9 protein-coding genes and 2 tRNA genes are annotated in these 13,613 nt (G+C 70.7%); 3 read left to right on the top strand and 8 right to left on the bottom strand.

Annotation, left to right across the window (positions count from 1 at the left end; genetic code table 11):
- Positions 1-250: 250 nt before the first annotated feature.
- Complete coding sequence (locus tag ACZ6I1_RS07185; RefSeq protein WP_469284384.1) at positions 251-2,176, top strand: helix-turn-helix domain-containing protein; 1,926 nt, start codon at positions 251-253, stop codon at positions 2,174-2,176.
- On the opposite strand, the gene ACZ6I1_RS07180 is transcribed toward ACZ6I1_RS07185, so the two are convergent.
- Both ACZ6I1_RS07180 and ACZ6I1_RS07175 read right to left on the bottom strand, forming a co-directional pair.
- The gene (locus ACZ6I1_RS07180) at positions 2,152-3,303 is read right to left on the bottom strand and encodes an IS701 family transposase (RefSeq protein WP_469284061.1); all 1,152 of its coding nucleotides are present in this window, start codon (positions 3,301-3,303) and stop codon (positions 2,152-2,154) included. The two genes, ACZ6I1_RS07185 and ACZ6I1_RS07180, sit on opposite strands and share 25 nt — an antisense overlap.
- A gap of 382 nt (positions 3,304-3,685) precedes the next feature.
- A tRNA-Ala gene (locus ACZ6I1_RS07175) sits at positions 3,686-3,758 on the bottom strand.
- A 161-nt stretch (positions 3,759-3,919) separates the two neighbouring features.
- Between ACZ6I1_RS07175 and ACZ6I1_RS07170 the strand changes: the two genes are divergently transcribed.
- A complete protein-coding gene (locus ACZ6I1_RS07170; protein WP_469284059.1) occupies positions 3,920-4,468 on the top strand; it encodes a helix-turn-helix domain-containing protein in 549 nt (182 codons plus the stop codon).
- A gap of 60 nt (positions 4,469-4,528) precedes the next feature.
- Positions 4,529-5,833 (top strand): serine/threonine-protein kinase, encoded by a 1,305-nt coding sequence (locus tag ACZ6I1_RS07165; protein WP_469284055.1) that lies wholly within the window; start codon positions 4,529-4,531, stop codon positions 5,831-5,833.
- Here ACZ6I1_RS07165 and ACZ6I1_RS07160 read toward each other — a convergent pair.
- The 6 genes from ACZ6I1_RS07160 to gyrB form a co-directional block, all read right to left on the bottom strand.
- Positions 5,820-7,151, bottom strand: coding sequence for a hypothetical protein (locus ACZ6I1_RS07160; protein ID WP_469284053.1), 1,332 nt, complete (start codon positions 7,149-7,151; stop codon positions 5,820-5,822). The two genes, ACZ6I1_RS07165 and ACZ6I1_RS07160, sit on opposite strands and share 14 nt — an antisense overlap.
- A 122-nt stretch (positions 7,152-7,273) precedes the next feature.
- On the bottom strand, positions 7,274-7,408 hold the full coding sequence (locus tag ACZ6I1_RS07155; RefSeq protein ID WP_208809277.1) for a DLW-39 family protein: 135 nt from the start codon (positions 7,406-7,408) through the stop codon (positions 7,274-7,276).
- Between the two features lie 145 nt (positions 7,409-7,553).
- Positions 7,554-7,627, bottom strand: a tRNA-Ile gene (locus tag ACZ6I1_RS07150).
- Between the two features lie 83 nt (positions 7,628-7,710).
- The gene (locus ACZ6I1_RS07145; RefSeq protein WP_469284051.1) at positions 7,711-8,250 is read right to left on the bottom strand and encodes a DUF3566 domain-containing protein; all 540 of its coding nucleotides are present in this window, start codon (positions 8,248-8,250) and stop codon (positions 7,711-7,713) included.
- Between the two features lie 114 nt (positions 8,251-8,364).
- Complete coding sequence (gene gyrA / locus ACZ6I1_RS07140; RefSeq protein ID WP_469284049.1) at positions 8,365-10,977, bottom strand: DNA gyrase subunit A; 2,613 nt, start codon at positions 10,975-10,977, stop codon at positions 8,365-8,367.
- Between the two features lie 41 nt (positions 10,978-11,018).
- Positions 11,019-13,040 (bottom strand): DNA topoisomerase (ATP-hydrolyzing) subunit B, encoded by a 2,022-nt coding sequence (gene gyrB / locus ACZ6I1_RS07135; RefSeq protein WP_469284381.1) that lies wholly within the window; start codon positions 13,038-13,040, stop codon positions 11,019-11,021.
- Positions 13,041-13,613: the final 573 nt, after the last annotated feature.

Below are 13,613 nucleotides of genomic sequence, written 5' to 3'. Positions count from 1 at the left end.
GTCATGGCGCCGGGTAAAGGTTCACTCAAGGAGCGCTCGCGCCAGAAGGTGGCCAGGCAACACCGTCATTCACGAAGAGTGGTGACCCAGCCACACTCCGCCTCCCTGACCTGGCATTATGACTTCAACAAAATGTTGACCACGCCCGCTCGGCCGCACTACGTTCGCCACGCGGGCGTGCCGGAACCGCAGGCCGAGGGGGACGGAAGCAATGCCGGAGAGACGACAGCCTCACGCGGACGTGGCCGAGATGCTGGAGCTGCTGGCCCGGGAGGCACCCACCGACGAGTTCGAGCACCTCGTGCGCACGGCCCGCGACAGCGGAGCCTCCGAGGAGGACCTCATCCGGCTGACCCGGGCCAAGGACCTCTCCCTGAGCATCCGCGGGCTCTTCGCCCGCCGCCAGCAGCGCGAGGCCGGACTGAGCGCCCTGGTCGACACCGCCCGGGACCTGACCCTCCCGTACAACCTGGACACGCTGCTCAAGGTCATCACCCGGCGGGCCCGGCTGCTCCTGGGGCTGGACATGTCCTGGGTGACCTTCCACGCCTTCGACGAGGGCCGCTCGTACGTCCGCGCCGCGGACGGCCACACCTCGGCGATCACCGTCGGCTTCGGCGTCCCGATGACCGGCGGCGTCGGCAGGCAGGCACGGCAGCGCTCCGCCCCCTTCTGGACGGCCGACTACCTCCAGGACACCTCCTTCGTCCACTCCGATGTGATCGACAACGTGGTGCGGGCCGAAGGCCTCCACGCGCTGATGGCGGTCCCCCTCCGCCACGAGGACTCCGACCTCGGCAACCTGTACGTCGCGGGCCGGCGCATCCGCCACTTCGACCCGGACGAGATCTCGCTGATGAGCTCGCTCGCCGACCTCGCCGCGGTGGCCATCGAGAAGACCCGCCTGCTGGACCGGGTCCGGGACGAGGTCGCGGGCCTGGAGCTCAACACCTCCCGCGCCATGGACTCCTCCGCCGCCGCCCACCGCCTCCGCGACACCCACAGCCGCCTGATCGAGCTGGTCCTGGGGGGCGGCAGTCTGCACACCCTGGCCTCCGAGGCGTCCACCCTGCTCGGCGGCACCCTGCTGATCCGCGACCAGGCGGGGCGCTACCTCAACGCCCCCGCGGACCTCCCCGAGTTGGACGAGAACGAGATCCGCGCGGTCTCGCTCGACGCCCACACCGAGCGCCGCCCGGTCCGGTCGGCGAGCGGCCTCTGGATGGCCCCGGCCGTCGCGGGCCAGGAGATGCTCGGCACCCTCCTCCTGGTCCCGTACGCGCGCACGGAGGAGGAGGTGTCCGACACGGCCCACCGGATCCAGCTCCTGGCCCTGGTCGCCCAGGTCACCGCCCTCCTGCTGATGATGCAGCGCAGCGCCGCCGCGGCCGAGGGCCAGGTCCGCGACGAACTGTTCAACGCCCTGCTCAAGGGGAAGGGCGGCGAGCTCCAGAACGCCAAACTCGCCGAACGGGCCCGGCGTCTCGGCGTCGACCTGGACGGCCCCCACGTCGTCGTGGTGGCCCGTCCCGAAGGCGGCTCCCTGGGACGGGCGGTCATCTGGGCGTCCTCGTACGCGCACCAGCAATCCGGCCTCAAGAGCGTCGACGAGGGCTCCATCATCCTGATGCTGCCCGGAACCGACCCGGCAGCGGCGGCGCGGGCCGTGTCGGAGGAACTGTCCTCGGCGCTCAACCACCCGGTGACCGCAGGCACGTCGGGGCCGGTCACCGAGCTGTCGGCCATCGGCCGCACCTACCAGGAGGCACGGTGCTGCCTGGACGCCCTGACCGCGCTGGGCGGCACCGGCGGCACCGCCTCACCCCGCGAGCTGGGCTTCCTCGGCCTCCTGCTGTCCGACAGCCCGAACACGGGCGACTTCGTCAACAGCACCATCGGCCCCGTCCTGGACTACGACGCCCAGCAGCGCACCGACCTGGCCCGGACCCTGGAGGCGTACTTCGCCTCCGCCGGCAGCCCGACCCGTGCGGCGGAAACCCTGCACGTCCACCCCAACACCGTCTCGCGCCGGCTGGAGCGCATCAGCGAACTGCTGGGGCCCGACTGGCTGGAGCCCCAGCAGGCACTGGAAGTCCAGCTGGCCCTCCAGATGCAACGCACCCGGCGGGCGCTGATGCGGGGACGCCGCGATCAGGCGGGCCGGGCCACCGGCTGACGCCGACGACCGCCGGTCAGCGCCTGCACGGCATGCGCGGCCGAGGCGAGCGTCGTGTGCCGGTGCCAGCCGCCGAAGGACCGGCCCTCGAACTCCACCATCCCCACCTCCGCGGAGATCTCGGCGAAGTCGGCGGCCACCCGCCCCGTCAGCTTCGCCAGCCGCAGCAGCGCGCCCCAGGACGCGTCGGTCAGGTCCGTGAGCCAGCACTGCTCCGGCCAGCCCCCCGGCCCGCTCCACTCGCCCAGCAGCAGCAGGTTCCGGTGGGTGCCCGCGAGCCGCACCGGGACGGCGGCCACCAGGCTCGTACGGGTTCCCGTGCCGGCCGGATCCGTCCAGGTCACGGGCCGCCGCAGGGTGCGGACCATGCGCAGGAGCTGGTGCGCCTGGGTCTCCCGGCCGTCATGGCCCAGCAGGGCGGGGGCCGCCGGAGTCACCCTCGCCGAGCCGCGCACCGCCGCCACGAAGGGCATGCCGGCGGCGCCGAAGCGCCGGGCGACCGCCGCCGGATCGCTGTCGGGGAGGTCGAGGACGACCGTGCGCGGCCCGCCCCCCGTCCAGGACTGCGCCTCGGAGGCGGCTCCGGCCACGCACTCCAGCGAGGTCCCGGCCAGGCTCGACCCCGACAGCCGCGGGTGTCCGAGCCGGGGCATGTCCCGCCAGTCGTCGGAGAGCGCGAGCCGCCAGTTGACCGGGCTGCTCGTCTCCTCGTCGGCGGCCCAGATGCCGAACGCCTCCTGGCTGTTGACCACGTGGCCGAGGCTGGGCACGAACCGGCGGCCGACCCCCACCGAGTGCCGCCCCGCCTTGGGGATGATCACCGGATGGGCCACCCAGGCACGCGGGCGCAGCGAGCGCTCCAGGTACCGGCAGAGCGCCGCGCGCACCGGTTCCCACTCCCAGGTGGAGGAGGAGATGAAGTGGTGCAGGCTCTGCTCGGCCGCCCGGTCGCCCACGCACGCCGCGATGTTCCGGATCGACTTGCGGCCCCCGGCGGACAGCAGCCCGCGCAGGTACATCTCGCCCTTGCGGCGCTGATCGTTGCGCGGCAGCGGCGCGAAGATCTCCGCACACAGTTCACCCAGCGCGCTGTCCGGCACCCGGTGACTGCTCTGGACTTTCCCCACGAGGTGCATCCCCACGTCTCCCCCAACCCTCGGCGGCCCGCTGCTTTCCGCGGGCTCCACCACCCTGCGGGCCGGGGCCGGGGCCTGCCCAGGTGCGCCCGTCACACACCTGGGACGGCGGGTGCGCGCCGGGCTACCCGTGCGCCGGGCGGCGCATCGTTCAAGGGGAGGCGGTGGCTCCCGGGACGGCCCCGGCGGGGGGATGCCGGGCGGCCGGCGGGGCGAAGGCGTCCCGCCGGCCCGCCGCCGGTGTGACCGGCCGACCGGCGCGGCCCCTCCCGTGGTGGCGGGACCACCACCGGCCCACGGCGCCCTCGTCGGCCCCCGCGCACAAAAAAGACCCCCCTTGACCGCGTATTCGCAGGTCAAGGGGGGTCCTGAGTGGAGCCTAGGAGATTCGAACTCCTGACATCTGCCTTGCAAAGGCAGCGCTCTACCAACTGAGCTAAGGCCCCCTGGATCAGGGCACGCCTCTCCCCTTCCGAGGAGTGGGTGTTCCGCAGAACAGAGTACCGGGTGTACCCCCTCATCTCGCAAAATAATAGGGACTCCCGCCCCGCGACCACGCTCCGTAAGATGCTCGCGAGGTTCGCACCAGCGAAGGGGAGTAGGAAGAGTGGACGCAGTACAGCAAGAGGCCACGGCCAGAGCCAGAGAGCTTCAGCGCAGTTGGTACGGGGAGCCGCTCGGGGCGCTCTTCCGCCGGCTCATAGATGACCTCGGCCTCAACCAGGCTCGCCTCGCTGCCGTCCTCGGACTGTCGGCGCCCATGCTGTCCCAGCTGATGAGCGGCCAGCGGGCCAAGATCGGCAACCCTGCCGTGGTGCAGCGCGTCCAGGCCCTCCAGGACCTCGCCGGCCAGGTGGCCGACGGAAGCGTCAGTGCGGCCGAGGCCACCGACCGGATGGATGAGATCAAGAAGACCCAGGGAGGCTCCGTCCTCAGCAACAGCGGCCAGACGGCCGTCGGTTCGGGCGCGCCCACCGTCAAGCGCGTCGTCCGTGAGATCCAGTCGCTGCTGCGCTCGGTCTCCGCGGCGGGCGACATCATCGACGCCGCGGACTCGCTCGCCCCCAGCCACCCGGAACTGGCAGAGTTCCTCCGGGTGTACGGCGCGGGCCGCACCGCCGACGCGGTGGCCCACTACGAGGCCCACCAGAACTGACCCGCACGCGGGCGGACGACGGGCGGGGACGACTAAGGGTGACGGGGGACGGGCACAGCGATGGGTGAGGTCTTCGCCGGCCGGTACGAGTTGGTCGATCCGATCGGGCGCGGTGGCGCGGGCGCCGTGTGGCGTTCCTGGGACCACCGGCGCCGCCGGTACGTCGCCGCGAAGGTGCTCCTTCAGAGCGATGCGCACACGCTCCTGCGGTTCGTACGGGAACAGGCGCTGCGGATCGACCACCCGCACGTCCTGGCCCCGGCCAGCTGGGCGGCCGACGACGACAAGGTCCTGTTCACGATGGACCTGGTCAGCGGCGGCTCGCTCGCCCACGTGATCGGGGACTACGGTCCCCTCCCGCCCCGTTTCGTGTGCACGCTGCTCGACCAGCTCCTGTCGGGGCTGGCCGCGGTGCACGCGGAAGGCGTGGTCCACCGCGACATCAAACCGGCCAACATCCTGATGGAGGCCACCGGAACCGGGCGGCCGCACCTGCGGCTGTCCGACTTCGGCATCTCCATGCGCAAGGGCGAGCCGCGGCTGACCGAGACCGACTACGTGGTGGGCACCCCGGGTTACTTCGCCCCCGAGCAGCTGACGGGCGCCGAGCCGGACTTCCCCGCCGACCTCTTCGCGGTCGGCCTGGTCGCCCTCTACCTGCTCAAGGGCCGCAAGCCCGACTCCCGGGCCCTGGTGGAGCACTTCCTCGCGCACGGCACCCCGGGCGCACCCGAAGGCGTCCCCGCGCCGCTGTGGGACGTCATCGCCAATCTGCTGCAGCCGGACCCGAACAGCCGGTTCAAGACGGCCACGGGGGCGCGCAAGGCCCTTGCCGAGGCCGTGGAGCTGCTGCCGCCGCCCGCGCCGGACGAGGTGTCGGTGGAGGTGTTCGACCAACTCGGCCCGCTCCCGGCCGGTTTCGGACCCCAGGGACCGTCGACCGCGGCGGCGGACCCGTCAGGCGACACCGAGCCGTCCACGACGCCCGCGGCTCCGGCCGGCACCGCCACCGCGCCCACGACCCCGTACGCGACGCCCACGACCCCGTACGCGACGCCCGCGTCCCCGTACGCGACGCCCGCGTCCCCGTACGGGCCCCAGCAGGCCTCCCCGTACGCCACCCCGGCCACGGTCGCGGAGGCCTCCCGCACCGCCCCCGCGGCCGCGTACGGGCCCCTGGAGACGGGAAGTTTCCACCTCGCGCCGCCGACGCCCCAGGTCCCGCCCGCCCCATCCGCCCCATCCGCCCCGCCCGCGCGGACCGGCGGCGGGATCGCCCCGCCCCCCGCCGGGGTGAAGGCCGGGCTCCTCGCCGTGGCGCTGCTCTGCTTCGCCGTCGGGGTGTGGGCCCTCACCCGGCTGTAGCGGCGCCCCGGCCCCGCCGGGCGAGCAGGATCCAGCCGCCCAGTACGAGCAGCAGCAGGGTCCCGGTCCCGAACCCGGCGCCCGCCACCACCCGCATGACCGAGCCGTTCCTGGCGGCCTCGGCGGCCTCCGGGGCGGTGAGCCCCTCCTTGGCGGCGGCCCGGTCGCCGGCCCCGACCCCGAATCCGCCGGCGGCCGGGCTCTGCGCGTAGGCGGGCCCCTTCACCGGGGTCCCGGACACCTCGGTGCGCAGGGTCAGCGGCACGGGCGTCGCGTCCTCGGTGAAGTCGGCGACCTTCGCCCCCATGGTCACGGCGATGTAGTACCAGCCCGCGATCCCCACGGACCGGACGTCCTTGTCGTCGGCGTAGCGGTTCTCGTAGGCGACCGGAGGGGTCTTCGCCAGCGTGGCCCCGGCCTGCTTGCCGTCGTAGGAGACGCCCTCGTACGAGACCAGCCCCCGGTAGGGGTTGTAGAGCGAGACGGTGAGGCCGTTGGAGGCGGAGCCGTACTGCTTGGTCAGCTTCGCGGCGGCCAGTTCGGCGCTGAGGCCCAGCTGCTGCCCCCAGTCCAGCGGCACCCGGTAGAAGCGGGTCTGCCCGGGCCGCAGTTCGTCGCGCCACACGCCGCCGCCCAGCGCGCGGGCGTCGTTGAAGCCGGTGCCGCCGGTGCGGGGGACCGCCTCGGTGCCCGGCAGGGACGGGGCGCCCGAGGGCCAGCCGCTGGGCGCCGTGGTGGGTGCCCCCGCACCCCCGCGGCCGGGCTCGCGCTGCACGGTGAGCTCCATCGGCCAGGGGCTCTGGTCGGAGCCCTTGGCGGCCGTGCGGGTGACCTTGACGTAGTAGACGCCGCCCGGCGCGCAGTCCTTGTCCTCCGCGCCCCAGCGGGCGCCGACCGCGCTGAGGGGCACGGGGTCGTAGCCGAAGCTCGCGTGTCCCCTGCTGCCGGGGCAGGACGAGCCCGCGGTGGTCATGACCTCCACCTCGATGCTGTCGCTGCCCGTGACCTTGGCGGCCGGCCCGGGGCGGACCACGGCGGCGACGTAGACGTTCGACCCGTCCTTCTCCAGGACGAGCCGGTAGACGCGCTCCCCGGGGGAGATCTCGTCGGCGTAGACGTTCCCCGCCTCCAGGAGCGGGGCGTCCGCCGTGGAGGGCTTGCCCGCCACGGCCTTGGCGCCGTCCGCCGCGCGGTACGTCGGGAGCGGCTGCGGCGCCGTCCCCTCCGCGTGGGCGGCCCCCGGCAGGCCTGCCGCCATGGCCAGGACCGCCGCCCCCGCCACGGCTCCCGCCCGCACCGTCGTCCGTACCCGACCCATCACGCCCACCCCGAGTTTGCTAGCGCAAGCCAAATCTTTGCATAACGTAACTTTTTGTCACAGAACAGCACAAAGCCCCGGCCGCAGCGGCAGCCGGGGCTTCATGAGATCAGCTTTCGGTCTCACACACCGGAACCAGAAGGCACGGAGTCGGTTGCCTCCGTCCACAGGTCCTGCTCGGCGCGGTCCGCCTGGATCTGGCGGTACACGAGGAGCCCGCCGATGGCGGCCAGTGCGACCAGGAGCAGCTTCTTCACCGCGCGACCTCGTCTTTCGTTGACGTAGGGGACTTCTGGCAGCCAACAATACACACCGACCGATACCGATCGGTTATCTGGGAACCCGCCAACTGGCCCTACGACAAAGACCCCCGGGCCTTGGGCCTGGGGGTCTTCGACACTGTGGGGCTAACAGGATTTGAACCTGTGGCCTCATCCTTATCAGGGATGCGCTCTAACCAACTGAGCTATAGCCCCATCCGCGCTGCGCGCTGACTCCTGAAGATTAGCGCACGGAGGCGGTAGCTCCAAAATCGGTTGTTCGCCGACGTCTGCGCAGGTCACTCGTCCTCGGCGAGCGTGAGCTCCACACCGCCGACGAAGCCCGCCGACAGGTTGTAGATGAACGCGCCCAGCGTCGCCAGCGCCGTCGCCAGCACCACGTCGATCACCGCGATGACCGACGTGAAGATCAGCACGCGCGGCAGCGACAGGAACGACTGGAGGTCGAAGCCGTTGCTCTCGTTCGAGCCGGTCGCCTCGCTGATCGTGCCGCCGACGGTCGAGAAGACGCCCATCGCGTCCATGACCATCCACAGCACCGCCGCCGCCACGATCGTGCAGATGCCCAGCGCGATCGACAGCAGGAAGCTGACCTTCATCACCGACCAGGGGTCGGCCTTGGCCACCCGCAGCCGCGCCTTGCGCGTCCTGGGCGCCATACGGGCCCCCGTACGCGGCTTGCGCTGCGCGCCGCCCGCCCCGCCGGTCCGCGGCGCACCCGGGCCCGGAGGCGCCGTGTAGGCCTGCGGCGGGTGGTACGGCTGCGCGGGGGCCGCGCCGGCCTGCGGCTGCGGCTGCGGTTCTCGGGTATCCGTCACAGTCCTCCCCCTGCCTTCGGCGGGGGTGCCCCCGCCCTGGGAGTCCGCGGCAGGGCCACGGGCACCGTTCTCTCCAGTCATGGCCGGTCCGGCGCCCGTGGCTCCACTCACGACTTACTCCTCGTGCTCCCCAGCCGAAGGCTGCGTGCCCTCGGCGGCCTCGGCGGCCTGTCCGTCGGCCGCCTCGGTTCCGATCTCGATCTCGTCGCCGTCGACCTCGTCAGCTTCCTGACCGGCCTCGGCGTTGCGAGCGATGCCCACCACGGCATCGCGCTTGCCCAGGTTGATCAGCTGAACGCCCATGGTGTCACGGCCGGTCTCCCTGACTTCGTTGACGCGCGTACGAATCACACCACCGCCGAGCGTGATGGCGAGAATCTCGTCCGTTTCGTCCACCACGAGTGCCCCGACGAGCGACCCGCGGTCCTCCACGATCTTGGCGGCCTTGATGCCCAGACCGCCACGACCCTGGACGCGGTACTCGTCGACCGGCGTCCGCTTGGCGTAGCCGCCGTCGGTCGCGGTGAAGACGAACGTACCCGGCCTCACGACGCTCATGGAGAGCAGTTCGTCACCTTCGCGGAAACTCATGCCCTTCACGCCCGACGTGGCACGGCCCATCGGCCGCAGCGCTTCATCGGTCGCCGTGAAGCGGATCGACTGCGCCTTCTTGCTGATCAACAGCAGGTCGTCCTCGGCGGACACGAGCTCCGCACCGATCAGCTCGTCATCGCTGCCGTCCTCCGTCTCCCGGAGGTTGATCGCGATGACACCACCCGAACGGGGCGAGTCGTAGTCCTTCAGCGCCGTCTTCTTCACCAGGCCGCCCTTGGTGGCCAGGATCAGGTACGGCGCCGCCTCGTAGTCGCGGATGGCGAGGATCTGCGCGATCTTCTCGTCCGGCTGGAACGCCAGCAGGTTCGCCACGTGCTGCCCGCGCGCGTCCCGGCCCGCGTCCGGGAGCTCGTAGGCCTTGGAGCGGTAGACCCGGCCCTTGTTCGTGAAAAACAGCAGCCAGTGGTGCGTGGTGGAGACGAAGAAGTGGTCGACCAGGTCGTCCTGCTTCAGCTTCGTACCGCGCACGCCCTTGCCGCCGCGCTTCTGCGAGCGGTAGTCCTCGGTCTTGGTGCGCTTGACGTAGCCGCCGTGCGTGATCGTGACGACGATGTCCTCTTCGGCGATCAGGTCCTCCATGGACATGTCGCCGTCGAAGGGCACCAGCTTGGAACGCCGGTCGTCGCCGAACTTCTCGACGATCGCCGCCAGCTCCTCGCTGACGATCGAACGCTGCTTCTCCGGCGAGGCCAGGATCGCGTTGTACTCGTTGATCTTGGCCTGGAGCTCGTCGTGCTCGGCGACGATCTTCTGCCGCTCCAGCGCCGCCAGGCGCCGCAGCTGCATCTCCAGGATCGCGTTCGCCTGGATCTCGTCGATCTCCAGCAGGCCCATCAGGCCCTCGCGCGCGATCTCGACCGTGTTGCTGCGCCGGATCAGCGCGATGACCTCGTCGATCGCGTCCAGCGCCTTGAGCAGACCGCGCAGGATGTGCGCGCGCTCCTCCGCCTTGCGCAGGCGGAAGCGCGTACGGCGGACGATGACCTCGATCTGGTGCTGCACCCAGTGGCGGATGAACGCGTCGATCGACAGGGTGCGCGGCACGCCGTCCACCAGCGCCAGCATGTTCGCGCCGAAGTTCGTCTGCAGGTCGGTGTGCTTGTACAGGTTGTTCAGCACGACCTTCGCGACGGCGTCGCGCTTCAGGACGATCACCAGGCGCTGGCCGGTCCGCGACGAGGTCTCGTCACGGACGTCGGCGATGCCGCCGATCTTCCCGTCCTTCACCAGGTCCGCGATCTTCTGCGCCAGGTTGTCGGGGTTGGTCTGGTACGGAAGCTCCGTCACCACCAGGCACTGGCGGTTCTGGATCTCCTCGACCTCCACCACCGCGCGCATCGTGATGGAGCCGCGACCGGTCCGGTACGCCTCCTCGATGCCCTTGCGGCCCACCACCAGGGCGCCCGACGGGAAGTCCGGCCCCTTGATCCGCTCGAGGAGCGCGTCCAGCAGCTCCTCGTGCGAGGCCTCCGGGTGCTCCAGCGCCCACTGCGCACCGGCCGCGACCTCGCGCAGGTTGTGCGGCGGGATGTTGGTGGCCATGCCGACCGCGATACCGGCGCTGCCGTTGACCAGCAGGTTCGGGAAGCGCGCCGGCAGGACCGTCGGCTCCTGGTTGCGGCCGTCGTAGTTGTCCGTGAAGTCGACGGTCTCCTCGTCGATGTCCCGGAGCATCTCCATGGCCAGCGGCATCAGCTTGCACTCGGTGTAGCGCATCGCGGCCGCCGGGTCGTTGCCCGGGGAACCGAAGTTGCCGTTGCTGTCCACCAGCGGCATGCGCATCGACCACGGCTGGGCCAGGCGGACCAGGGCGTCGTAGATCGAGGAGTCACCGTGCGGGTGGTAGGTGCCCATGACGTCACCGACGACGCGGGCGCACTTGTAGAAGCCCTTCTCGGGCCGGTAGCCGCCGTCGTACATCGCGTACAGCACACGGCGGTGCACCGGCTTGAGGCCGTCCCGTACGTCGGGCAGCGCACGCGAGACGATGACGGACATCGCGTAGTCGAGGTAGGAGCGCTGCATCTCCGTCTCGAGCCCGACGGGCTCGATCCGCAGCACGGGCTGGTCCTCCGCGGGCATCTCTGCGGTGGGGGTGGTTTCGTCGGCCATTGCTGGTCAGAAGTCCTTTCAGGCGGTCAGCTGAGACCGACTCAGATGTCGAGGAACCGAACGTCCTTGGCGTTGCGCTGGATGAAGGAGCGCCGGGCCTCGACGTCCTCACCCATCAGCACCGAGAAGAGGTCGTCGGCCTGCGCCGCGTCGTCCAGGGTGACCTGGCCGAGCACGCGGTGGTCCACGTCCATGGTGGTGACGCGCAGCTCCTCGGCGTTCATCTCGCCCAGACCCTTGAAGCGCTGGATCGAGTCTTCCTTGATCCGCTTGCCGTTCTGCTTGCCGAGCTCGACCAGGGCGTCGCGCTCACGGTCCGAGTAGGCGTACTCGAAGTCGTCCCGGCCCCACTTGATCTTGTACAGCGGCGGGCGGGACAGGTACACGTGACCCGCCTCCACCAGCGGCCGCATGAAGCGGAACAGGAAGGTCAGCAGCAGGGTGTTGATGTGCTGGCCGTCGACGTCGGCGTCCGCCATCAGGATGATCTTGTGATAGCGGAGCTTCTCGATGTCGAAGTCCTCGTGCACACCCGTACCGAAGGCACTGATCAGCGCCTGGACCTCGGTGTTCTGCAGGATCTTGTCGATGCGCGCCTTCTCGACGTTCAGGATCTTGCCGCGGATCGGCAGGATGGCCTGGTACATCGGGTTGCGGCCGGACTTCGCCGAACCGCCGGCGGAGTCGCCCTCGACGATGAAGATCTCGCACTTCGTCGGGTCGTTCGACTGGCAGTCGGACAGCTTGCCCGGCAGCGAGGCGCTCTCCAGCAGACCCTTGCGACGGGTCAGGTCGCGGGCCTTGCGGGCCGCGACGCGGGCCGTGGCCGCCTGGATCGACTTGCGGACGATGTCCGCCGCCTCGACCGGGTTGCGGTCGAACCAGTCGTTGAGGTGCTCGTGCACGACCTTCTGCACGAAGGTCTTCGCCTCCGTGTTGCCCAGCTTGGTCTTCGTCTGGCCCTCGAACTGCGGCTCGCCCAGCTTGATCGAGATGATCGCCGTCAGACCCTCGCGGATGTCCTCGCCCGCGAGGTTGTCGTCCTTCTCGCGCAGCAGCTTCTTGTCGCGCGCGTACCGGTTGACCAGACCCGTCAGAGCCGCACGGAAGCCCTCCTCGTGCGTACCGCCCTCGTGCGTGTGGATCGTGTTCGCGAAGGAGTAGACACCCTCCGTGTACTGCGAGTTCCACTGCATCGCGATCTCGACCGAGAGCATCCGCTCCTTGTCCTCGGCCTCGACGTCGATGACGGTCGGGTGGATCATCTCGCCCTTGCGCGAGTTGAGGTACTTCACGAAGTCGACGATGCCGCCCTCGTAGTGGTACTTCACCGTGCGCGCGGCGGGCTCGGACGCCTCCGCGTCCGGGTCGTCGGCGCCGACCGTGGCCTTCGCCGACTCGCGCTCGTCGGTCAGCGTCAGGGTCAGGCCCTTGTTCAGGAAGGCCATCTCCTGGAAGCGCCGCGAGAGCGTCTCGAAGGAGTAGTCGGTCGTCTCGAAGATGTCGGGGTCGGCCCAGAACGTCACGGTCGTACCGTGATCGCCGGTCTCCTCGTTCTTCGCCAGCGGGGCCGTCGGCACGCCGAGCTTGTAGTCCTGGGTCCAGCGGTAGCCGTCGCGCTTGACCTCGACCGCGACCTTCGTCGACAGCGCGTTCACCACGGACACACCCACACCGTGCAGACCGCCGGAGACCGCGTAACCGCCGCCGCCGAACTTGCCGCCCGCGTGCAGGACCGTGAGGACGACCTCGACCGCGGGCTTGCCCTCGGACGGCACGATGTCGACCGGGATGCCGCGGCCGTTGTCGACGACGCGCACGCCGCCGTCGGCCAGGATCGTCACGTCGATCGTGTCCGCGTGCCCGGCCATGGCCTCGTCGACGGAGTTGTCCACGACCTCCTGCACGAGGTGGTGCAGGCCGCGCTCACCGGTCGAGCCGATGTACATACCCGGCCGCTTGCGGACCGCATCCAGGCCCTCGAGGACCTGGATGGCACTGGCGTCGTAATTCTTCTCGTTGGAGTCGCCGGAATCGGCCACGAAGCGCCCTTTCTGGCACAGCGCAGCCCGTACTCCGGACCAGCGTGTGCGCCGGAGGAGCGGCCGCGTCGATCTGCGTTGTCTGCGTGATCCCGCGATCGGGCGGGATTTCCTTCAGTCTACCGGTACCACCGACATGAATGGGGGTTTGCCGGTACCTGAGTCCGCATGTGCCGCCCTGAACCTCCACCTTCCGACTCCCCATATCCGGGACGGGGCTCAAAGAGGCTCACACGGGCATCCAGCGCTTCGGCCTGTCAACCTCCCACTACCGTGAGGGACACCACCCGCCCAACCCAGCCCCACCGACCCAAACCCAGCCACCGCCAGGCCCGAACCCAGCCCCCGCCGGCCCGAACCCAGCCCCGCCGGCCCGAACCCAGCCCCGTCGGCGTTTGAGGCGCGGGGCCCGGGGCGGAGCCCCGATCTTTGACCCCCGCCCGGCAATCCACACCAGCCGGACCGATCCAGCCCCGCCAGCACCAATCCAGCCCCGCCGGCGTTTGAGGCGCGGGGTCCGGGGCGGAGCCCCGATCTTTGACCCCCGCCCGGCAATCCACACCAGCCGGACCGATCCAGCCCCGCCAGCACCAA

Source organism: Streptomyces sp. NPDC046303 (assembly GCF_055588085.1).
The sequence above is the reverse complement of the archived record's forward strand: the minus strand, read 5'-3'. Positions and strand labels throughout refer to the sequence as shown.

What these genes read in the sequence shown, in the direction of transcription:
- ACZ6I1_RS07185 (WP_469284384.1), top strand. Translation starts at nt 251, where the DNA reads ATGCTGGAGCTGCTGGCCCGGGAGGCACCCACCGACGAGTTCGAGCAC.
- gyrA (WP_469284049.1), bottom strand. Translation starts at nt 10,977, where the DNA reads ATGGCCGACGAAACCACCCCCACCGCAGAGATGCCCGCGGAGGACCAG.
- ACZ6I1_RS07165 (WP_469284055.1), top strand. Translation starts at nt 4,529, where the DNA reads ATGGGTGAGGTCTTCGCCGGCCGGTACGAGTTGGTCGATCCGATCGGG.
- ACZ6I1_RS07160 (WP_469284053.1), bottom strand. Translation starts at nt 7,151, where the DNA reads ATGGGTCGGGTACGGACGACGGTGCGGGCGGGAGCCGTGGCGGGGGCG.